This window comes from Rhodococcoides kyotonense (genome assembly GCF_900188125.1).
Taxonomy (GTDB): domain Bacteria; phylum Actinomycetota; class Actinomycetes; order Mycobacteriales; family Mycobacteriaceae; genus Rhodococcoides; species Rhodococcoides kyotonense.
Genome location: NZ_FZOW01000030.1, coordinates 16986 through 38591, shown reverse-complemented (window position 1 = coordinate 38591; position 21606 = coordinate 16986). Strand labels below are relative to the sequence as shown.

Below are 21606 nucleotides of genomic sequence, written 5' to 3'. Positions count from 1 at the left end.
CGCTGAATGGCCCTCGCTGCAGCAGGTCGATTCACACTGACGCGCCGGCGACTGGCCGGCGCGTCGCGTGCCGTCGACCGGTTGGGGGAGCAGGCGATCTTCTACGGCCGCGCGCTCGGGTCGGTTCCGCGCGCTGCAGTGCATTACAAGAAAGAGACGCTGCGGCTCGTCGCGGAAATCAGTATGGGCTCCGGTGCGCTCGCCGTCATCGGCGGAACCGTCGTCATCGTCGGGTTCCTGACACTGTTCGCCGGCGGAACCATTGCCGTACAGGGCTTCTCGTCGCTCGGTAACATCGGCGTCGAAGCGCTGACCGGGTTCTTCGCCGCATTCATCAACGTGCGCATCGCCGCTCCGGTCATCGCGGGCATCGGACTCGCCGCCACGATCGGTGCAGGCTCCACTGCGCAACTCGGTGCCATGCGTGTCTCCGAGGAGATCGACGCGCTGGAATCGATGGCCATACCGTCCATTCCGTATCTCGTCAGCACTCGGGTATTGGCGGGGATGGTCGCGATCGTGCCGCTGTATTCGCTCGCGGTGATCGCGTCGTTCATGGCGAGTCGATTCGCCACGGTGATCATCTACGGGCAGTCACCCGGTGTCTACGATCACTATTTCGACACGTTCCTGATACCGACCGACATCCTGTGGTCGTTCGCGCAAGCGATCGTCATGGCGTTGGCGGTCATGCTGATTCACACCTACTACGGCTACACCGCGAGCGGCGGTCCGGTCGGCGTCGGAGTCGCCGTCGGCAATGCGGTGCGTGCGTCGTTGATCGCCGTCGTCACCGTCACACTGTTGATCTCGCTTGCCATCTACGGCAGCTCCGGCAATTTCAACCTGTCGGGCTAGGCGCGTCATGAAGAAACTTGCCGCCGCCGGTCTCGTCCTCGGTCTCGTCGCCATCGTCGTCGTCGCGTTGACGATCTTCTCCGGCGGATTCCGCTCGACGGTCCCCGTCACCGTGACGTCCGAACGGGCCGGTCTCGTCATGGACCCACAGGCGAAGGTGAAACTGCGGGGCGTCGAAATCGGCCGTGTCGCATCGATTTCGCAGCACGACGGCATGGCGCAGCTCGCCTTGGACATGAATTCGTCGTCGCTGTCGATGATTCCGGCCAACGCAGGCGTGGAAATAAAGTCGACGACGGTCTTCGGCGCGAAATACGTCAATTTCGTCATCCCGGCGAATCCGTCGGATCAGAGTCTCGTGCCCGGCGCCGTCGTCTCGGCGGACAATGTCACCGTCGAATTCAACACACTGTTCCAACATCTTTCGGACGTACTGCAGAAACTCGAACCCGAAAAACTGAACGCGACGCTCGGTGCGGTGTCGTCGGCGCTGCGCGGGCGCGGTGAAGAACTGGGTGAACTACTCACGGAATCGAACGACTATCTGACGACGATCAACCCGAGTCTGCCTGCCCTGCAACGCGATCTGGCATCGGCGGCGGTCGTCACGAACGTCTATGCCGACGCGACACCCGACTTTATGAGGGTGCTCGACAATGCGACGACGACGAGCGCGACGATCGTGTCCGAACAGGCCAACCTCGATCTTCTGTTGATGAACGTCACTGGACTCGCGAACACTGCCGATCAGGTATTGACCGAGAACGAGCAGCCGCTCGCGACAGCGCTCAGCACGTTGACCGACACCACGACTCTGCTCGACGAGTATTCGCCCGAGCTCACCTGTTTCATCGTCGGTCTGAACAAGGGGCGCTTGGCATTCGGGCCGCTGGCGGGTGCGGGTGACAAGGCCGCGATTTCGTTGAGTTCCAGTTTCCTGCTGGGGGATCCGGCGTACACCGTCCCGCGGGATCTCCCGAAGGTCGCGGCGAGCGGCGGCCCGAACTGCTACGGGTTGCCCGATTTCGATCCGAAGCAGGGGCCTGCGCCGTTCGTCGTTGCCGATACCGGACAGGTGCCGTACGTCCCGTCCACTCAGCCTGCCGTCAACGTGCCCACCATCTTCCAGTACCTGTTCGCGGGAGCATGGCCATGAGGGGCAACACGATCAAGTTGTCGATCTTCGCGCTCGTCATGGCGCTGATCTTCGCTGCGTTGGCACTCGTGTTCAGCCAGTACAGATTCGGCAGTTCCGAGAGCTACCACGCGGTGTTCAGCGATGCGTCGGGGCTGAAGTCCGGCGACAAGGTGCGCATCGCGGGCGTGCCGGTCGGATCCGTGACGGGCGTAGGCGTCGGCGATGGGAATCTGGCCGACGTCGATTTCGACGTCGACGCGAAATATCCGCTCCTCACCAGCACGGCTGCGACGGTGCGCTACGAGAATCTGGTCGGCGATCGATATCTCGAATTGATGGAGGGGGCAGGTGGGAACGACGAATTGGATGGTGGTGGAACCATTCCCGTCGAACAGACCTCGCCTGCACTCGACCTCGATCTGTTGCTCGGCGGCTTCAAACCCCTTCTGCGCGGGCTCGATCCGCAACAGATCAACGACCTGTCCGCGGCGCTGCTGCACGTCCTGCAAGGTCAGGGCGGCACCCTCGTGTCACTGCTCGGCAGCACCAGTTCGTTCACCAACACTCTCGCGGACCGCGACCAACTGATCGGCGACGTCATCACCAACCTGAACACGACGCTCGGCACCATCGACCGGCAAGGCGAGCAATTCGGGACCACCATCGATTCACTGCAACAATTGGTCAGCGGGCTCGCGCAGGACAAGGACCCCATCGGCGACGCCATTCCCCGCATCGACGGTGCGGCAGGCGGTCTCGCCGGTTTGCTGCAGGCGACGCGTCCGGACATCCAGTCGATGATCGCGCAGGCCAATCGTACTGCGACACAACTGGATCTGGGCAAGGACAACATCGACGCCGTACTCACGCGGCTGCCGAGCGACTACAAGAAGTTGATCCGTGTCGGATCGTACGGCAGCTTCTTCCAGTTCTACCTGTGTTCCAACACCTTCAAGCTCTCCGGGCCCGACGGCACCACGCTTCTCGTTCCGACGGCGAAGCAGGACACGGGGAGGTGCGCGAACATCAATGGAGAGAACTAGGAATTTCGTTCAGGTGGGCATCATCGGCATCGTCCTCGCCGTGTGTGTCGTGTTGGCGACGCTCCAGTACGACAAGCTGCCGTTTCTGTCCGGCGGCACACGGTTCTCCGCGTTCTTCACCGACGCGGGCGGGTTGATGGTCGGCGACGACGTATCCGTGTCGGGCGTGACCGTCGGAAAGGTGGAGGACATCGCCCTGGCCGACCAAGAGGTACGCGTCGAATTCACGGTGCAGGAGACCATTCCGCTGGGTGACGCGACGCGGGTCGACATCAAGACCAACACCATTCTGGGCCGAAAGTCGTTGAGGATCATGCCCGAAGGTTCCGGCGCGATCGACGTCCACGACACGATTCCGTCGTCGCGCACCAGTTCTCCGTACTCTCTCACCGACGCGCTCGGTGATCTGAGCACCACCGTGTCGGACCTGAACACCACCCAGCTCGGCGATGCGATGAACGTCGTGTCCGATACGTTCGCCGACACGCCACCCGAACTACGCACCGCGCTCGACGGCATCACCCGGCTGTCCGAGAGCATCAATTCTCGCGACGAGACCCTGCAACAACTGCTCGAACGAGCCGAGAGTGTCACCGGCATTCTCGCGAACCGCAGCGGCCAGATCGATCAACTCGTTCTCGACGGGAACGAGCTGTTCGGCGAGCTGGATCGGCGACGCACGGCCATCAGCCAGTTGATCACCAACATCTCGGAGGTCTCACGGCAACTGACGGCATTCGTGCAGGAGAACCAAGGGCAGATCGGTCCTACGCTCGAGAAACTGAATTCCGTTGTCGCAGTGTTGCAGAAGAACAACGACAACATCGCTGCGGCGTTGGACGGTCTCGGCCCGTACATCAGCGCCCTCGGCGAATCGGTCGCGAGCGGACCGTTCTTCAACGCCTACATTCAGAACATCCTGCCGAGCTCGTGGTGGAAAGCTGTGGTGGACAGTGTCGTCGCGCCCGAACAATTGCCGCAGACGTTGCAGGATCTGCTGCCCAAGAACGCACCTCCGATCCTGAAACCGCCGGGGCAGTGACATGAAGAAACTACTTCTCCTCGCCGGTGCCGTCGTACTCGTCGTGGCCCTCGTCGTTGCGGGGTACGCCGTGTATCGGAACGTGACGACGTCGACCGTCGTCGCACGCTTCTCGTCGACGACGGGTCTCTATGCGGGTGACGACGTGCGAGTCCTCGGCGTCACGGTAGGCAAGGTCGAATCGATCGACCCGCAGGAGGCCGACGCCGTCGTGACGATGCGCATCGGCTCCGACGTCGAGATCCCCGCCGACGCCAAAGCAGTCATCGTCGCGCAGAGTCTGGTGTCGGCGCGGTTCGTCCAGCTCACACCGGTGTATTCGGGTGGGCCGACGCTGCAGGATGGGGAGACCATTCCGATGGAACGGACTGCGGTTCCGGTGGAGTGGGACCAGATCAAGACCGAACTGACCAAACTGTCGACGGCCCTCGGACCCGACGGCGTCGACGATCAGGGGCCTGCCGGCCGCTTCATCGATACTGCCGCCGACAATCTCGACGGAAACGGGGAATCGCTGAAGGCGACGTTGACGGAACTGTCCGACACGATGCGTGTGCTCTCGGACGGCCGTACGGATCTGTTCGCGACCATTCGCAACCTGCAGACGTTCGTCTCTGCGCTGTCGAACAGCAACGAACAGATCGTGCAGTTCGGCGGTCGGCTCGCGTCGGTGTCGGAGATGCTGGCGCAGAGTTCCGACGAATTCGGCACGGCGATGTCCGATCTCGACGTCGCGATCGGCGAGGTGCAGAGGTTCATCACCGACAACCAGTCGGCCTTGGTAGAGAGCGTCGGCCGGCTCGCCGACGCGACGCAGGTGCTCACCACCAAGAGGCCGGAGATCGAACGAATCCTGCACTCCGGGCCGAACGCGCTCGCGAACTTCAACAACATCTACCAGCCCGCGCAGGGAACGCTGACCGGAGCGATCGCCGCGAACAACTTCGGGAACCCGATCAACTTCATCTGCGGCGCGGTCGCTGGCGTCGAGAATGCGACGAGTGAGCGCAGCGCCGACCTGTGCAAGCAGTACCTCGGGCCGGTCCTGAGCACGTTGGTCTTCAATTACCCGGCGTTCCTGGCCAATCCGGTCATGGGCGTCGACGCGTTCCCCGACCAGATCGTGTACACCGAGCCCGGTCTGCAGCAATCTGCTCCCGCCCCGTCCCTCGGTGATCTCATGGGGGGTGCACGATGAACCGTTCAGCCTCTCGCCACGCACATGCATATGCATGTGTGTCACGGGGGATCGTTGCGGCTGCGCTCGTCTTCACGCTCGCCGCCTGCCAGTGGGACGGGCTGAACTCACTGCCACTCCCCGGAACCGAAGGTCGAGGGGAGAATGCGTATCGAGTCCAGATCCAGATGCCGAATGTCACGACACTGTCCCAGAATTCACCGGTCATGGTCGACGACGTCACCGTCGGCAGTGTCGACACCATCGAGGTACAGGACTGGCACGCACTCGTCACGGTCTCGCTGAACGATGGCGTCGAGCTCCCGGAGAACGTGACGGCCAAGATCGGTCAGACCTCGCTGCTGGGTTCGCAGCACTTGGCGCTGATCGCTCCCGAGGACCCGCAAGGTCAGCTCGAGGACGGCGACGTCGTTCCGCTCGACCGGGCGGGCGCATACCCGACGACCGAGCAGACGCTGTCGTCGCTGTCCGTCGTGCTGGACGGTGGTGGTCTGGCGCAGATCCAGGACATCACAACGGAATTGAACAATGCGATCGGTGGCCGTGAGGATTCGGTACGCAATCTGCTGCCGCGTCTCGACGAACTCGTCACGAGTCTCGACACCCAACGCGGCGACATCATCGCAGCGATGGAGGGCATCGACCGGCTGTCGGTCAACGTCGAGAATCAAAGTGCCACACTGACGAAGGCCTTGAACGAAGTGCCGCCTGCACTCGACGTACTGACGGCTCAGCGACCGAACATCACCGCGGCGTTCACCTCGCTCGGACAATTGAGCGACGTCGTCTCGCGCGTCATCGACACCTCGGGCGCCGATCTGCAGACCAACGTCGCGAGCCTCACGCCGGTACTTCAGGCACTCGCAGATTCGGGCAACGCACTGACCGACGTCCTGTCGGTGTTGCTCACCTACCCGTTCCCACAGGAAGGTATCGACAACGCAATCCGTGGCGATTACGCCAACCTCGCGATGACGATCGACCTGTCGCTCCCGCGTCTCGATGCCAACTTCCTCACCGGAACTCCGTTGGCGGGCAGGCTCGCTGGACTCGAAGGCGCACTCGGAACACAAGCCGCGCCGACGGCGGGTATCGCGAACGATCCGTTGCGGGCGCCTCTCGCACCTCCCACGATTCAGATCCCTGGCCTGCCTCCGGTACAGCTTCCCAGCCTGGTGCCGCCGCCATGATGCTCACCAGATTCGTACGCATTCAGCTGATCATCTTCTCGATACTCACCGTCGTCGGGCTCGTCGTCATGGCCACCCGGTACGTCGGGCTCCCCGCGCTCGTCGGGATCGGAACCTACGGCGTCACAGTGCAATTACCGACGACGGGAGGGCTGTACCCGCACGCGAACGTCACCTACCGCGGCACCACGGTCGGCGAGGTCGAGACGGTGTCGTTGACACCCGACGGCGTCGACGCGGCCCTGTCCATCGGCAGTGGTTGGCAGATTCCCGCGGACGTCGACGCCCAAGTCAAGAGCGTCTCGGCCGTGGGTGAGCAGTACGTCGACCTGATTCCCTCCAACTCCGGAGGCGCGAGTCTTCAGAACGGTGACGTCATTCCCGTCGACCGCACGTCGGTGCCGCAGGACGTCGGGCCGATGTTGGATCAAGCAGATGCGTTGCTGCGCAGCATCTCCGACACACGCCTGCAGACCGTCGTCGACGAGTCGTTCAAGGCGTTCAACGGAACCGGTCCCGATCTGCAGAAGTTCATCGATTCCACGAGGCTCTTCGTCCAGGAAGCGAACGCGAATTCGGAACAAACCAAGGTGCTGTTGGACCAGGCCGGCCCACTGCTGGACGGCCAGGTCGTCAGCAGCGACGCAATTCGTTCGTGGACAAGCAATCTCGCGACGTTCACCGATCAGCTACGAGCCAGTGATCCTAATCTGCGCGCAGTGATCGAGAAAGGCCCGGATGCCGCGGCGACGGCCAACCAGCTGTTCCAGGACCTGCGGCCGACGCTCCCGATCCTGCTGGCCAACCTCGTCAGCGTCGGAGAAGTCGGGGTCATCTACAACGCAGGCATCGAGCAGATTCTGGTGCTGTACCCACCGATCACCGCCGCACTGGTGACTGCCGCCGGCAGCGGTCCGCCCGACGAGGGTGCCATAGTCGACTTCCAACTCGAAGTGAACGATCCACCCGCCTGCACAACAGGATTCCTCCCACCCGACCAACGACGCGACCCGAACGAGGTGTCCATTCCCGACACACCACCGGACCTGTTCTGCAAGGTCGACCAGAACGACAGCACGGCCGTGCGTGGGGCGCGAAATCTGCCGTGCATGGAAGTGCCAGGTCGACGCGCACCGACGCCCGAAATCTGCCGCAGCGACACCGGTTACGTACCACTCGGGAACAACCCGCCCTACGGCCCGATCGAGCAGGGCGAACCGTCGTACACCGAATTCCCCAGCGGCGACAGCAGTCTCGCACCCGCGTCATCATCTGGTCATTCCGCAGGCTCCACTCCTGCCTCGGCACGGCCGTACAACCCACAGACCGGCACATACGTCGCGCCCGACGGCACCGCCTACAGCCAGCCCGGTCTCGGGGGCGTCGACGATCTCGAAGGCCTCATGGCGGGCCAGCAGGGGGTGGGGTGAGTGTCAGAGGTTCCGCGCCGCGAACGCGACGGCCAGGTCGAGGACCGTGCGTCCCTCGGGCAACGCACCGGCCATGACGGGGAACGCATGGACCTGACCGCGCCACACATGGGTTTCGACGGTCTTGCCCGCCAGCGCGAGCGTGCGCGTCATGGCTTCGACGTCGGGACGCATGAGTTCGTATTCGGCCGTGGACAGGAAGATCGGCGGGAACACCGACGGGTCGGCATCGATGGGCGACGCGGCCCCTGGAATGGCATCCGGCCCGTTCAGCCAGCGGTCTTCGAGCGCCAGAACCTGCTTCATCGGCAGGTAAGCGTCCTTCTTCATGAACTTGCGGGGGTGGCTCTTCAGGTCGAGATTGAGCAGCGGCGAGAACCCGAGTACCGCTGCGGGAGGCGTCAGGCCCTCGAGAACGGCGATCTCGGCGACCTTCATCGCGAGATAGCCGCCGGCCGAGTCGCCTGCGACGATGATCTTCGACGGGTCGGCGGCGACCTCGAGCGCGGCGCGGTAGGAATGCATCGCGTCGGCGATCGATGTTCCGATGCCGCCGTGGGGGATCTGGCGATATTCGACCGAATAGACCGGAAGACCGGCGCGGGCTGCGATCGTCGCGCAGGCGCTGCGGTGAGTTGCCAAGCCGCAGAACACGAATCCGCCACCGTGGAAGTACAGCACCGTCGCGCCCGTCAGCGAACCGGTGGCGACGCGAGGATGCGTCGTCTTCTCGCAGGGCACGCCGCCGAGTCGAACTTGCTCGATCTGCACGCGTCGCGGCTTCGGCAGTCTGTCCACGGCACGGTCGAGGTGGCCGATTGCTCTGATGCCGCCGTCGGTGAGCGGCCACATCGTGAACGCAGGCTTCAGCGTCAACCGCACGGCGGCGGACAGGATCTTGGCTTGGCGACTGACGTCGTCGTGCCAGGTGAGCGTGTGTGCCATATCGGAAGATCCTCTCGCCGTACCCCGAACGATCGAGGCTATCAGCACGAAGAACGAGTTCCAGATCGTAGGGGCCTCGAAACCTGTGGCATGCAATCGGCCGATCGATGCACGCTGGAAACATGTTCTAGTTAGCATTCGATCAGGCATCATCACGAGGAAGGTCGTTATGGAATCGGACGAGGGCCCGGCGCCGCGGCGTCCGCGTCGTCGCGCTGTCCGCCCGGCGGGTCCGGTGTCGAGTGCGACGTCGACACCGGTGCTGGAGAAGAAGCCTGCCGAGCCTCCGAAGCCCACGGTGACTCCACGAACGGGACGCCGACGCGTCGTACTGCTGTCGGTGTTCGTCGTCGCGGTGGTGGCACTGCTCGCGGCGGCGATCTATCTGTCCTTCGGGCTTCGGTCGGCGAGTGCCGAGGATGCGCGCACCGAGCGTTTCGTGCAGACCGCCCGCCAGACCGTGTTGAATCTGACGACCATTCACCCGGATTCGGCGCAGGAAGACGTCGACCGACTTCTCGCCGGGGCCAGTGGTGATTTCAAGGCCGAATTCGAGGGCAGGGAGGGTCCGTTCGTGCAGGTCGTCCAGCAGGCTCGGGTCGATTCGAACGGGCAGATCATCGAAGCCGGAATGGAAAGCGCCACTGATGATTCCGCGGACGTACTCGTCGCGGCCCGAGCGATGGTGCAGAACTCCGACGCCGCCGAACCGCAGCCGCGGGACTTCCGGCTACGCGTCACGGTCGTCGACGACGGCGGGGTCATGACCGCGTCGAGAGTGGAGTTCGTGCCGTGAACCGAATCGTGGTGCGTGCGTTGGCCGTTGTCGTGGTTCTGGCTTTGGCTGCGGGTGTCGGGGTGCTGTTCTATCAGTACCGGCAGAACGCGGAGACCGAGCAGGCGCGAACCGACGCCGTCGATGCTGCGAGTGCGCAGGCGGTGGCGATGTTGGCGTACGACTTCGGCGGAGTCGATCAGCAATTAGCCTCTGCTGCAGACGGTTTGACGGGTGACTTCAAGGACGAATACACCACGCTCGTCACGGGTGTCATCGCACCGGGGGCGAAGGAGAAGTCATTGACGGTTCAGGTGACGGTGCAGGGTGCTGCCGTCGTCGATGCGGCTCCTGACTCCGCGACGGTACTGCTGTTCCTGAATCAGATCACCACGAGCTCGGATGCCCCCGAGGCCGCCAGCAGCGGGAGCCGCGTTCGTATGAGTTTGGAGAAGATCGACGGCCGTTGGTTGACGAGTAGTCTTCAGCCGATTTGACCATGTGCACGAAAATACATAGCGGGCTATGTATTTTCGTGCACATGGCGCGGAGCGCCCTCCGCCGGCTCCGACAGCGCATTGAGGAACGACCGGGCCCACCGGTCGACGTCGTGCGCCAGCACCTGCCTGCGCATCGCGCGCATGTGCCGACGGCCGTCCTCGGGCTGCTGTTCGAGCGCGGAGACGATGGCATCCTTCACGCTGTCGAGGTCGTGGGGGTTGCACAGGTACGCCTGCCGCAATTCGGCTGCCGCACCGGTGAATTCACTCAGGACCAGTGAGCCGCCGAGATCGCTGCGGGACGCGATGTACTCCTTCGCGACCAGATTCATACCGTCGCGCAGGGGGGTGACGAGCATGACGTCGGCGGCGACGAAATACGCGATCAGGTCGTCGCGCGGGATCGGGCGGTGCAGGTAGTGCACGACCGGATGCCCGACCTGCCCGTATTCACCGTTGATCCGGCCGACCTGCTGTTCGATCTCGCCGCGCATCGCCTTGTAACTCTCGACCCGTTCGCGGCTGGGCGTGGCGAGCTGGACGATGATGTTGTCGACCGGGTCGACGCGATCCTCTTCGAGCAGTTCGCGGAACGCGTTGAGGCGGACGTCGATGCCCTTGGTGTAGTCCAGGCGGTCGACGCCCAGCATGATGCGCTTCGGGTTGCCCAGTTCCTTGCGGATCTGCTTGGCCCGATCCCGGACGGCCTTCGAGCGTGACTTCTCGTCGAGATCCCCGGAGTCGATGGAGATCGGGAACGCGCCGACGCGCACGGTGCGGAAGCCGACCTGCACGGATCCGAGCTTCGACCGAACGCCGACGGTTCCGCGGGAGGTGACCTGCCCGGCCAGCCGTCGCGCGAGATACAGGAAGTTCTGTGCACCACCGGGAAGGTGGAAACCGATGAGATCGGCGCCGAGGAGACCCTCGACGATCTCGGTACGCCATGGCATCTGCATGAACAGCTCGACCGGCGGGAACGGGATGTGCAGGAAGAACCCGATAGTGAGGTCGGGGCGCAGCATCCGCAGCATCTTGGGGACGAGTTGCAGCTGGTAGTCCTGGATCCAGACGGTCGCCCCCTGCGCGGCGGCCTTGGACGTGGTTTCGGCGAAACGTCGATTGACCTCGACGTACGCGTTCCACCACGACCGGTCGTACACCGGCTTGACGATCACATCGTGGTACAGCGGCCACAGCGTGGCGTTCGAGAAGCCTTCGTAGTAGTCGGCGACTTCCTTCTCGCTGAGACCGACGGGACACAGCTCGAGACCGTCCTCGTAGAACGGTTCGACGTCGACGTCCGGCACGCCTGGCCAGCCGACCCACGCACCCTTGTTGGCCCGCAGGATGGGCTCGAGCGCGGTGACGAGCCCACCGGGGCTGCGCTTCCACCGCGTGCTGCCGTCGGGAAGCTTCTCCAGGTCGACAGGCAACCTGTTGGCTACGACGACGAATTCCGAGCCCTGTGAGGCGTCAGCCACTACTGTCCTATCGGTTTACGCGAATCGCGGATGTGTCAGTCGACCTTTGCAGTGGGTTCGATACCCAACATCGACAAAAGCATGCGGCACTCGTCCGCGTCGGTCGCATACGCTGCGACGACGCGCTGTGCCTGGCTCGCTGTCTCGTCGGCCAAGGGCTCGAGTTCGTCGTCGGCGATGTCGTTGTCGGTGGTCGTCTTGGCGGCCATGGTGATCTCCGTGTTCGTTGGCTGCAATGCATCGGACGAGCTGATTGTGCTCGTCGCGCCACGACTCTATGTAAATCCGCCGGTTCCTCGCCACTTTCGGGCACGAACACGTTGTCACCCCGATGGAATAGGGTCTGCTAATGCACTTTTCCCACCCGGCGGCGTGATGGCCGTGTCCACAGGCAGCGAGATTCTGCGCAGGAGCGTTCGGCGTCAGCGAGCGCGACTGATCATCTCGTCCTTGTTCTTCTGCGTTCACCAGTTCTGCGAGACGATGGTGCCGGTCGCGATCGGTCTGATCGTCGGCCGCGCCATCGACACCGGCGACGGCAAGGCGATGATCGTGTCGCTGTTCGGGCTGGCCGGGTTGTTCGTGGTGCTGTCGTACGCCTATCGATTCGGTGCGCGCATCATCGTCGTCGGCATCGAACGTGAGGCTCATCTCATGCGTGTCGAGGTGGCGGGCAAGGTCCTGCATCCGCGGGGAGTGCGCACCGATCTGGTATCCGGCGAGCTGTTGTCGGTGTCGACGTCCGACGCCGAGAAGACCTCGTGGATTCTCGACGTCATCGCCAGGACCGTCGCGGCGTCGACGGCGGCTATCGTGTGTGCCGTCGCGCTGCTGGTCATCGACATTCCGCTCGGGCTAGCCGTACTCATCGGCACGCCGGTCATCATGTTCCTGTTGCAGCGGGCAGCGCCGTTGTTGACGCGCGCTGCAACCGAACAGCAGGCGACCGTCGCGCGTGTGTCCGGGATGGCGACCGACCTGGTCAGCGGCGTACGTCCGTTGCGCGGCATCGGTGCCGAGAACGCGGCGGCGACGCGGTTCCACGCGTCGAGCAGGACCGCGTTGACCGCGACGATGAAGATGGCCAAGGCCAACAGCGCCTACCTGGGATTCTCGACGACGGTCAGTGCACTGCTGTCGGTCGGCATCGCCGGTGCGGCAGGCCTGTTCGCGCTGCAGGGGCGCATTTCCGTCGGTGAACTGATCACGGTCGTCGGCCTGTCGCAGTTCATCATGGAACCGCTGACGACGATGTCGCGGTTGCCGGGTGTCGCCGCCGTCGTGCGTGGTTCTGCGGATCGGCTCGCGCTGGTTCTCGGTGCCGATCATGTTCTCGCGGAGGGTGGTTCCGAGAAGCCGACGGCCACCGACGTCGCAGTCAAGGGTGTCACGTACCGCTCGCTCGACGGCCTCGACCTGTCGGCGGCGCCCGGTGAGCTGCTCGGCGTCGTCGCACTGCGGGCGCAGGACGGCGAGGCGCTCGCGGCCGTGCTGTCCGGACAGGTCGGCGCCGACGACTACCGCGGTTCCCTCACCATCGGCGGCCTCGACGTCCAGGGGCTCGGGTTGCCCGAGGTACGCAGGACCGTCCTCGTCGAACCACACAACACCGACCTGTTCGCAGGCACGTTGCGGACCAACATCGCGGCCGGAAGCGGTCGGCAGGATCTCGATCGAGTCCTGGCCGCGTCGGCTGCGACGGACGTCGTCGAGATGCACGAGAGTGGGCTCGACCACGCCGTCACCGACCGCGGCGCCAGCTTGTCCGGTGGCCAGCGCCAACGCGTCGCGCTCGCTCGGGCACTGTCGGTGTCCGCGCCCGTGCTGGTCCTGCACGACCCGACGACTGCCGTCGACGCCGTCACCGAGCACGCCATCGCAGCGGGGATCAAGGAACTGCGGCACTCCGAGACACACGCCCAGACGACGGTGCTGATCACCACGAGTCCGGCGCTGCTGGCCGTCACGCATCGAGTCCTGGTGATCGACGACGGCCGCGTCGTCGCGGAAGGCACCCATCACGATCTCGCCGTCGGCGACGAACGCTACAAGGAGACGGTCCTCCGATGACCACCCCGGAACTGCTCCCCATCGCCACGGGCAAACGGTCGTGGGCTTATCTGTCGAACGAACTGCGGTCCCGACGCGGCCTCGCGGCGCTGACGGTCGTGGTCAGCGCCGTCGCCGCGGCCATGTCGCTGATCCCGGTGTACGTGTTCGGTGTGCTCGTCGATCGCGTGACCGAGGGTGCGCCGACGTCGACCATCGTGACGGTCGTCGTCATCATCACCGTGGCCGCGATCGTCGGCGGCGTGTTCACCGCACTCAGCACGTATCTCATCAGCAAGCTCGGTGAAGCCATACTCGCGACGCTGCGCGAACGTGTGCTGTCCCGGTCGCTGCACCTGCCGGTCAGCACACTCGAACGCGTCGGCAAGGGCGATCTGCTCTCGCGCGTCGGCGACGACGTCGCGGTCATGGCGAAATCCATCGGCGAAGTCATCCCGAACATCGTCTCGGCGCTGCTGCTGGTGTCGCTGAGTGTCGTCGCAATGCTCAGCCTGGACTGGCGTCTCGGCCTCGCGGGCATGGTCGCGATTCCGATGTACGTGATGGCGCTACGGTGGTATCTGCCCAGGTCGGCGCCGCTGTACGCGGCCGAGCGTGTCGCCATGGGCGAGCGTTCGCAGGCGTTGATCAGCAGCATGCAGGGTGCGCGGACCGTCCGTGCGTACGGACTCGAGGAGTCGCACCTCGCCGAGATCGACGCCGCGTCGGGCAAGGCGCGGGACATCGGCATCACGGTGTTCCGGTTGTTCACGCGCTTCGGTGCGCGCAGCAATCGCGCGGAATGTGTCGGGTTGTCGGTGATTCTCGCCGCAGGATTTCTGTTCGTGCAGGACGGCTATGTCACGGTCGGCCAGGTCACTGCCGCCGCGTTGCTGTTCCATCGGCTGTTCAATCCCATCGGCATGCTGATGTTCTCGTTCGACGATGTCCAATCGGCAGGCGCCAGCCTCGCACGTCTCGTCGGCGTCATCGACATTCCCGACGAGCGCTCGCCGGGCACCGGCGCGAAGCCCGTCGACGGCAGCCTCGAAGTAAAGGGCCTGCGGCATTCGTACGACACCGGGCACGAAGTCCTGCACGGCATCGACCTGAAAATCGGTGCAGGAGAGACGGTTGCGCTCGTCGGCTCGACGGGTGCGGGTAAGTCGACCATCGCCGCCATCGCGGCCGGCTCCATCGCGTCGACGTCGGGGACCATCAAGATCGGCGGCGAGACGCTCACCGATCTCGGTGCCGACGGCCTGCGCCGCCACATCGCGATCGTCAGCCAGGAAGTACATGTGTTCTCGGGCAGTCTGATCGACGACCTGTTGCTGGCTGCTCCCGATGCGACGCGTGACGACGCCCGCGCCGCGCTCGCGACCGTCGGTGCCGACAAGTGGGCCGACGCACTCGACGACGGGCTCGACACCGTCGTCGGCGAAGGCGGACATGCGCTGACTTCGGCTCAGTCGCAACAACTTGCGCTCGCGCGGCTCGTGCTCGCGGACCCGGCTGTCGCCGTGCTCGACGAGGCGACGGCCGAAGCAGGCAGCTCGGGTGCGCGTGATCTGGAAGCGGCAGCCGCGGCCGCGACTCGCGGACGCAGTGCTCTGGTCGTCGCGCATCGTCTGACGCAAGCGGCGGCCGCGGACCGCATCGTCGTGCTCGAACACGGCAAGATCATCGAGCAGGGCCCGCACGACGAATTGGTCTCTGCAGGTGGACGTTACGCGGAACTCTGGTCGGCGTGGGAGAGTGCGGCTCCGCCGCCCGTGCGTGCATAGTTCGTCTCTGCTGTTACTTTCCGCGCACAGGCGCGAAGCGCGTATGCACCCGCACACCCGATTCACCGGCAGCATGCTCGGGGCGTAGTACGAATTTCTCGTCGTACTCGCCGCCGTGCTGATGGCGGAACGGGATGGTGTCGTCGGTGAAGAGGGTCTTCAGCCGGTCGTTCAGCTGTTTCTCGGCCAGCACGAAGTCCTCGTCGGTCAATCGATCGGCGCTGGGTATCAGCACCGGCGGAAGCACGGACATGCCTGTGTACCAGAAGAATCCGTGTTGAATCGGGAACAGTAGTTCGTCGAGTGAGCCGTTGATTCCGCGTGGTGACACGGTGTGTTCGCTGCCACCCATGCTGGTGACGATCATCGCGCGCTTACCCGCCATCAGACCATCGCCGTAGCGTCGGGTGCCGCCGGTCTCGCGCCGGATGTTGTATCCGAAACCCTCGATGAACACCCGGTCCACCCAGCCCTTCATGATCGCGGGCATCGAGTACCACCACAACGGAAACTGGAGTACGACGGCATCTGCTCGATGCAGTTTCGCCTGCTCCGCCGTGATGTCCGACGCCAGCGTGCCGTTCCGCAGAGCCGTCGACGACGCGGTGGCCACCTGCATCCGTTGTGCAGGATCGTGGCCGTAATCTTCTGCGCTGACGACGGGGTTCCACCCCATGCGATAGAGATCGGACTGTTCGACGGTATGGCCTGCCTCGGCCAGCGATGCCAGCGCCGAGTCGCGGAGGGAGCCGTTCAACGAGCGCTCGTCGGGATGAGCGAAAACCCAGAGAATGTTCATGCTTCCGAGCCTGTCACCTGCGGTAGTGCAGAAACAGTGGCCGATCGGTCAACATGTGAAAGAATTCGGCCATGCACACGGTGGTGGTATTCGTCCGCGACGGATTGCTCGGCATGGAGTTCGGATCCGTGCACAGATTGTTCGGGCAGGCCACGTCGGACAACGGCGACAAGCTGTACGACGTCGTCACCTGTACGACGACGCCCGGGCCCGTGCGGACCGACGCCGACGTGCCCATCCATGTGTCACGGGGTCTCGACGCGTTGGCCGACGCGGACACCGTCATCGTCCCCGCGTCGGATCTCGATTACGGACCGAACCCGTTGGCGGACACGGCCTTTCTCGAGAACGTTCCGAAGGGTGCTCGGATTGCCTCCATCTGCACCGGGGCCTTCGTGCTCGCCGCTGCGGGGTTGCTCGACGGTCGGAGAGCGACGACGCACTGGGCCTCGGTAAACCAGTTCCGCGCGCTGTATCCGCAGGTGCTTCTCGAGCCGAACGTTCTGTACACGCACGATGGCACCGTCTTGACGGCCGCGGGGGAGGCATCGGGTATCGACCTGTGTCTCTACATGATTCGCCACGACTTCGGTGCCGCCGTCGCGAACCGGGTGGCTCGCGGAACCGTCGTGCCGCCGCATCGCAGCGGCGGACAGGCGCAGTACATCGCGACGCCGGTGCCGCGTGCGAAGGCGAGCTCGATTGCAGCTGCGCAGGATTGGGCACTGGGGAACCTGCATCAGCCGTTGTCCATCAGTGCCCTGGCCGGCGTGCAAGCGATGAGCGTCCGTACCTTCACGCGGCGGTTCACCGCGGAAGTCGGTGTGTCGCCGGCGAAATGGATTGCATCACAGCGCCTTCGCCGTGCGCAGGAACTATTGGAGAACACCGATCACACGATCGATCGCGTCGCCGCCGAAGCGGGGTTCGGGACGGCGACGTCGATGCGACAGCAGATGATGGCGGAGATCGGAGTCTCGCCGAGCGCCTATCGCGCGACGTGGAATGCGCCTCCGGCACCCGTGCGTGCATAGTTACACAAGAGACCAACTACCCACGCACGGGTGGCGCAGCCGCACTACTGCCTGAACAACTTCTCGATCCGCTCGGCCTCGTCCTTCTTCGCCTCCGCTTCCTCCTGACGCTCGGCGGCGTCGGCGAGCTCGGATTCGGCTGGCGCAGAGACGATGTCCTCGACCTTCGAAATCTCGTCGTGCTGCTTCTGCTCGGCGACGTGCGCTTGCTCGGTTCGGGCCTCGGCAACCTCGTCCGCCCGCTTCTTCTCGGCTTCGGCGCGTTGTTCGGCGTCGGCGGCGGCCTGCTGCTTACGCTCCTCGGCGTCCTGACGCGCCTCACGCGCCGCCTCGTCGGCTGCCTCCGCTGCCGCCGCGCGTTCCTTGTGCGCAGCTTCGCGGGCCGCAGTCAGCTTCTGGTCCGCCTGCTTCTCGTTCTCGTCGGCGGCGGCATCGAGTGTGCGCGCCAGTTCCAGATCCTCGGCGCGATCGACGAGGGCCTTGCCTCGATGTTCGACGTCGGGATCGCCGAGAACTCCGCCGATCACTTTCTCGAGCGTCCCGACGGTTCGCTCGTACGCCAGCCGCGCCGGATCCTCGGCATCCCTGCGCTGAACGACGTTGGTCTCGAACAGCTGGAACGGAATCCGAACGATCTTGTACTGCAACCGAAGTATGGACAACGGGATGCTGAGTGCATTCATGGAAGATCTCCTTGTCGGCTGGTGCGCCGCGCGCGATCGGCTTCGGCTCGCAATGCGTCGGCGTCGGCGATGTCCTCGCTGTGCTCGCGGATGGCGTTCAGTTCGTCCCGGGTCGCCTCGGCGGCGTCGGACTGCCCTTCGGCGACGGCTTCCACCTGTTCGGCTCGAGCGTCGACCTCGGCGTCGGCGGCCTCGTCGGCGATCACCCGATGCTTTTCCTGCTCGGCCGCGACATGCTGTCGCTGCTGTACGCGTCGCGCATTCTCTTCGACTGCCTCCGCGCTGTCGCTGGCTGCTTCCCGCTGATCGTCCGCGGTGTTCTTCGCCGACGCCAACTTCTCGGCGGCGTCCTGCGCCTGGGCCTCGGCGGCCAGTTCGGTCGCCTTCGCTTCCTTGCGTTCGCGTGCCTGTGCGCTCTGCAGTTGGCCCTCGGTGGTGAGCTCGTCGTTGCCGGTGACTGCGCCGACTACCTCTTTGGCCTTCCCCTTGGCCGCGTCGAACAGGCTCTTTCGGGCCTGGTCGGATGCTCTGTCCTCGGTCATCTGGGCTGCTCCTCGCATACTCGCGATCCGGTCGGGGCAGGACTACCCCGTGGTCGACGGTGGAAACCCGCCGTAAGCTCTTCGCGAGCAACACCAGACAGACGAAGGAGTTTCATGCCGATTGCGACCGTGAACGGGATCTCGCTGAATTACCAGGTGAAGGGAACCGGCGACCTGGTCGTGCTCATCATGGGCACGGGTAGCCCGGGCCGTGTCTGGGAGCTGCATCAGGTCCCTGCTCTCGTGAAGGCCGGTTATCGCGTCTGCTATTTCGACAACCGCGGGATCGCTCCGTCGTTCGAGAGCGCACAGGGCATCTCCATCGACGACATGGTCGCCGACACCGCAGCACTGATCGAACTGGTGCGTGAGGGCGACGAGAAGGCCTACGTCGTCGGAACGTCGATGGGTGCGCGCGTCGCGCAAGAGCTTGCCCTGACGCGTCCCGACTTGTTGCGCAAGGCCGTTTTCCTGGCCGGGCACGCTCGTCTCGACGAGTTCCAGAAGACCCTCGGCGACGGCGAGCGCGCGCTCGCCGACGCGAAGACTGCGCTGCCGCCGCAATACGCGGCCGCCGTGACCGCAGTGATGAACCTGTCGCCGACGACCCTCGCCGACTCCCGGTCCGCGCGCGACTGGCTCGACCTGTTCGAATTCTCGACGGCACCCACAACGCCCGGTGTGCGCGCTCAGCTCGGCATGAACGATCGATTCGACCGCAGCACCGTCTACAACAGAATCACCGTGCCCTGCCTGTCCGTCGGCTTCGAGCACGACCGGATGATCCCGGCCTACCTCAGTGCGGAGCTGGCGAAATCGATCCCCGGCGCCCAGTACGTCGAGATCCCCGACGTCGGTCATTACGGCTATCTCGAGCGGCCCGACGCCATCAACGACGCGATCCTGGACTTTCTGCGCAGCTGAGCTGAGAAAGCTGGTCCCCCGGTGCGATACTGTGCGTTGCTAGGGTCGGGGGGCACTTCACACAGAAGACTGCCGATAAACAAGACGTTTGTGACGAGTGAGGCGAGATGAGCACCAATCCATTCGATGACGAAGACGGACGCTTCTTCGTGCTGGTCAACGACGAAGATCAGCACTCGCTGTGGCCGACGTTCTCCGACGTCCCGCAGGGATGGCGAGTCGTTTTCGGAGAAGACAGCCGCGCAGCATGCCTGGAGTACGTCGAGAAGAACTGGACCGACATGCGTCCGCGCAGCCTCCGCGAAGCAATGGAGGCCGACGCAGCCGCACGTCAGTCCGCTGAGGGCAAGCCCGAGGCCTAGGCCCGGCGCTCCTTCGGAGTGGCCTTTTCCAGAGAACCGCGTCGCCGACGAACCGTCGGGCGGCGCGGTTCTTCTTTGCGCCGAAGCGTCGGACGCAGCAGTTCCTCGGTGCGGGCCAGGATGCGCGGACGACGCAGCGTTCGAGCGCCCCACTCACCGAGAGTCACGCCTGCGGCCAGTCCGCAGCCGATGCCGAAGGCCGCGAGAAGCGAGCTGAAGCCGATCAGAAGCTGGTCGTTGAGCATTGCGTACAAGCCGCGGTACAACGACAGACCGGGCAGCAGCGGCGTGATACCTGCGACCGCGACGATCAACGGCGGAATGAGTGCTCGACGAGCCATCAGACCACCCGCGAAGCCGACCACCGTAGCAGCGAACGCCGACGCAATGATCGGACCAGTCGCGAGCGTCTGGATCACCAGGTACACCAGGGCTCCGGCGAAACCGCCGAGGAATGCCGCCGTCAGTGCACGCTTCTCGGCGTAGCAGGCCAGCGCATAGAACAGTGAGGCCGCCGCACCTGCCAGGACTTTCGTGGGCACCTCGGTGATGTCCGGCGGCGGTGTGTTGCTGATCAGGGGCAGATCGCTGCCGATGATCGCAGCGATCTTCAACGACGTCGCGACACCTGCGATGATGCCGCCCGTCATCATCAGGACCTCGAAAAATCTGGCCGACGCCGTGATCGGCGCTCCCGTGATGGCGTCCTGCACCGAGCCGACCAGCGACAGTCCCGACAGCAGCACCGTCACTCCCGCGGCGATGACCTGAGACGGCGAGATGTTGATGCCCAGCTGATCCTGGAAGTTGTACAGCGTGATGGCAGGCGTCGCAGCGACGAAGCCGCCGACGACCTGCTGGAAGAAGAACGGAAGGCCCGCGCGGTTGAGCACGCGGCCGATGCGGTCGATGACCATCGTCGTCAAGAAGCTCACGACGGCCACCAGCACGCCACCACCGAGCAGCACGCCGATCGATGCGGCCATGCCCGCCCACGCGAACGTCGCGATCCACCGGTTGTAAGGGTGCGGGGCGGTGGTGATGCTGTCCAACGTCTCGCGCGCGATCGGTGGCGGAATCATCTTCATACGGATGCCGCGGATCAGACGGTCCACCGCCGCCAATCGGGTGAAGTCCATCGAGCGGTAATGAACGATGCGCATCGTCGTCGACGGCGGACGCGTCGGGCCGCGGTGGGCGCTGATGGTGATCGAGTTGTACGTGACGTCCACGTCGCAACGAGCCAGACCGTAGGTTGCGGCGATGAACTGCACCTGAGTCGTCGTATCCATCGCCGACGTCCCCGACGCGAGAAGGACCTCGCCGACGCGTACAGCCAGGTCGAGAACCTCGGCGACGACGGCATCGTCGGTGAGGTCGATCGGCTGCAGGGGCGACGGCGCTGCAGTCGGAGTATCGATGGTGGCGCGGCGCTCACCGGTGAGACGGCTGAGCGAGGCCGTCAAGTCGTGCAGGAAGGTCATGTCCGTTTTCTGTTGCTGGTGTGATCCACGCTCAAGGTACCTGCTGACACTGATGGCATTGTGAACGGATATAGTGGCTGACGCACAACGCCTCCTTAGCTCAGCGGTAGAGCACTCGCCTTGTAAGCGAGCGGTCAACGGTTCAATCCCGTTAGGGGGCTCCACCAAAAACCCCTGCTGAGCAGGGGTTTTTCTGGTTCTGGAACATGACAACCATTGCCGGAAAGTGGCTCAGTGTCACAGAATGTCACAAGTCACTGAAAACTCACTCTTGAGCGGGTGTCTGGACGCGCGCGAACTCGGCCGAGTTTGTGCGGACGAACCAGGGATCTGGGCAGC

21 protein-coding genes and 1 tRNA gene are annotated in these 21606 nt (G+C 64.4%); 15 read left to right on the top strand and 7 right to left on the bottom strand.

Annotated features, from left to right (window positions below):
* Window positions 1–6: 6 nt before the first annotated feature.
* From CHB96_RS27995 to CHB96_RS27965, 7 genes are read left to right on the top strand one after another with little or no spacing between them, the layout of a single operon-like run.
* Window positions 7–858, top strand: a complete 852-nt coding sequence (locus CHB96_RS27995; RefSeq protein ID WP_089252525.1) for an MlaE family ABC transporter permease — start codon at window positions 7–9, stop codon at window positions 856–858.
* 7 nt (window positions 859–865) lie between these two features.
* The gene (locus tag CHB96_RS27990; RefSeq protein WP_089252523.1) at window positions 866–2014 is read left to right on the top strand and encodes an MCE family protein; all 1149 of its coding nucleotides are present in this window, start codon (window positions 866–868) and stop codon (window positions 2012–2014) included.
* Window positions 2011–3039 carry an MCE family protein gene (locus tag CHB96_RS27985; RefSeq protein WP_089252564.1) on the top strand — a complete coding sequence of 343 codons (1029 nt, stop codon included), beginning with the start codon at window positions 2011–2013 and terminating at the stop codon, window positions 3037–3039. Before CHB96_RS27990 ends, CHB96_RS27985 begins: the two co-directional genes overlap by 4 nt.
* Window positions 3026–4081 (top strand): MCE family protein, encoded by a 1056-nt coding sequence (locus CHB96_RS27980; protein WP_089252521.1) that lies wholly within the window; start codon window positions 3026–3028, stop codon window positions 4079–4081. The genes CHB96_RS27985 and CHB96_RS27980 overlap by 14 nt, the downstream gene beginning before the upstream one ends.
* Window position 4082: 1 nt before the next feature.
* Entirely contained in the window at window positions 4083–5279 is a 1197-nt protein-coding gene (locus tag CHB96_RS27975; RefSeq protein ID WP_089252519.1) for an MCE family protein, read from the top strand.
* Complete coding sequence (locus CHB96_RS27970; protein WP_089252517.1) at window positions 5276–6469, top strand: MCE family protein; 1194 nt, start codon at window positions 5276–5278, stop codon at window positions 6467–6469. Before CHB96_RS27975 ends, CHB96_RS27970 begins: the two co-directional genes overlap by 4 nt.
* Window positions 6466–7899 carry an MCE family protein gene (locus tag CHB96_RS27965; RefSeq protein ID WP_089252515.1) on the top strand — a complete coding sequence of 478 codons (1434 nt, stop codon included), beginning with the start codon at window positions 6466–6468 and terminating at the stop codon, window positions 7897–7899. Before CHB96_RS27970 ends, CHB96_RS27965 begins: the two co-directional genes overlap by 4 nt.
* Window positions 7900–7902: 3 nt before the next feature.
* Here CHB96_RS27965 and CHB96_RS27960 read toward each other — a convergent pair whose 3' ends face one another.
* Entirely contained in the window at window positions 7903–8844 is a 942-nt protein-coding gene (locus tag CHB96_RS27960; protein ID WP_089252513.1) for an alpha/beta hydrolase, read from the bottom strand.
* 169 nt (window positions 8845–9013) lie between these two features.
* Here CHB96_RS27960 and CHB96_RS27955 point away from each other — a divergent pair, with 169 nt between their 5' ends.
* Both CHB96_RS27955 and CHB96_RS27950 read left to right on the top strand, forming a co-directional pair.
* Window positions 9014–9640 (top strand): Rv1363c family protein, encoded by a 627-nt coding sequence (locus tag CHB96_RS27955; RefSeq protein ID WP_089252511.1) that lies wholly within the window; start codon window positions 9014–9016, stop codon window positions 9638–9640.
* Window positions 9637–10116 (top strand): Rv1363c family protein, encoded by a 480-nt coding sequence (locus CHB96_RS27950; protein ID WP_089252509.1) that lies wholly within the window; start codon window positions 9637–9639, stop codon window positions 10114–10116. The genes CHB96_RS27955 and CHB96_RS27950 overlap by 4 nt, the downstream gene beginning before the upstream one ends.
* A 26-nt stretch (window positions 10117–10142) precedes the next feature.
* Here the strand turns inward: CHB96_RS27950 and CHB96_RS27945 are convergent, their stop codons facing one another.
* Both CHB96_RS27945 and CHB96_RS29905 read right to left on the bottom strand, forming a co-directional pair.
* On the bottom strand, window positions 10143–11603 hold the full coding sequence (locus CHB96_RS27945; protein ID WP_089252508.1) for an alpha,alpha-trehalose-phosphate synthase (UDP-forming): 1461 nt from the start codon (window positions 11601–11603) through the stop codon (window positions 10143–10145).
* 35 nt (window positions 11604–11638) lie between these two features.
* On the bottom strand, window positions 11639–11812 hold the full coding sequence (locus CHB96_RS29905) for a hypothetical protein (protein ID WP_176444544.1): 174 nt from the start codon (window positions 11810–11812) through the stop codon (window positions 11639–11641).
* Between the two features lie 166 nt (window positions 11813–11978).
* Between CHB96_RS29905 and CHB96_RS27940 the strand changes: the two genes are divergently transcribed.
* Together CHB96_RS27940 and CHB96_RS27935 are read left to right on the top strand one after the other, a co-directional pair.
* Window positions 11979–13673 (top strand): ABC transporter ATP-binding protein, encoded by a 1695-nt coding sequence (locus tag CHB96_RS27940; protein ID WP_176444543.1) that lies wholly within the window; start codon window positions 11979–11981, stop codon window positions 13671–13673.
* Entirely contained in the window at window positions 13670–15439 is a 1770-nt protein-coding gene (locus CHB96_RS27935; RefSeq protein WP_089252506.1) for an ABC transporter ATP-binding protein, read from the top strand. The genes CHB96_RS27940 and CHB96_RS27935 overlap by 4 nt, the downstream gene beginning before the upstream one ends.
* A 13-nt stretch (window positions 15440–15452) precedes the next feature.
* On the opposite strand, the gene CHB96_RS27930 is transcribed toward CHB96_RS27935, so the two are convergent.
* Window positions 15453–16238, bottom strand: a complete 786-nt coding sequence (locus tag CHB96_RS27930; protein WP_089252504.1) for an NAD(P)H-dependent oxidoreductase — start codon at window positions 16236–16238, stop codon at window positions 15453–15455.
* A 71-nt stretch (window positions 16239–16309) separates the two neighbouring features.
* On the opposite strand from CHB96_RS27930, the gene CHB96_RS27925 reads away from it, so the two are divergent.
* Window positions 16310–17272 (top strand): GlxA family transcriptional regulator, encoded by a 963-nt coding sequence (locus tag CHB96_RS27925; protein WP_176444542.1) that lies wholly within the window; start codon window positions 16310–16312, stop codon window positions 17270–17272.
* A gap of 44 nt (window positions 17273–17316) precedes the next feature.
* On the opposite strand, the gene CHB96_RS27920 is transcribed toward CHB96_RS27925, so the two are convergent.
* Together CHB96_RS27920 and CHB96_RS27915 are read right to left on the bottom strand one after the other, a co-directional pair.
* Window positions 17317–17955, bottom strand: a complete 639-nt coding sequence (locus CHB96_RS27920; protein WP_089252502.1) for a hypothetical protein — start codon at window positions 17953–17955, stop codon at window positions 17317–17319.
* Window positions 17952–18497: a prolipoprotein diacylglyceryl transferase gene (locus CHB96_RS27915; protein WP_089252557.1), complete on the bottom strand. Its 546-nt coding sequence runs from the start codon at window positions 18495–18497 to the stop codon at window positions 17952–17954. The genes CHB96_RS27920 and CHB96_RS27915 overlap by 4 nt, the downstream gene beginning before the upstream one ends.
* 114 nt (window positions 18498–18611) lie before the next feature.
* On the opposite strand from CHB96_RS27915, the gene CHB96_RS27910 reads away from it, so the two are divergent.
* Both CHB96_RS27910 and CHB96_RS27905 read left to right on the top strand, forming a co-directional pair.
* Complete coding sequence (locus CHB96_RS27910) at window positions 18612–19421, top strand: alpha/beta fold hydrolase (protein WP_089252500.1); 810 nt, start codon at window positions 18612–18614, stop codon at window positions 19419–19421.
* 107 nt (window positions 19422–19528) lie between these two features.
* Window positions 19529–19783, top strand: a complete 255-nt coding sequence (locus CHB96_RS27905; RefSeq protein ID WP_068425313.1) for an MbtH family protein — start codon at window positions 19529–19531, stop codon at window positions 19781–19783.
* On the opposite strand, the gene CHB96_RS27900 is transcribed toward CHB96_RS27905, so the two are convergent.
* The gene (locus CHB96_RS27900) at window positions 19780–21267 is read right to left on the bottom strand and encodes a threonine/serine exporter family protein (RefSeq protein ID WP_089252498.1); all 1488 of its coding nucleotides are present in this window, start codon (window positions 21265–21267) and stop codon (window positions 19780–19782) included. The two genes, CHB96_RS27905 and CHB96_RS27900, sit on opposite strands and share 4 nt — an antisense overlap.
* Before the next feature lie 89 nt (window positions 21268–21356).
* Here CHB96_RS27900 and CHB96_RS27895 point away from each other — a divergent pair.
* Window positions 21357–21431 (top strand) — tRNA-Thr (locus tag CHB96_RS27895).
* Window positions 21432–21606 lie beyond the last annotated feature (175 nt).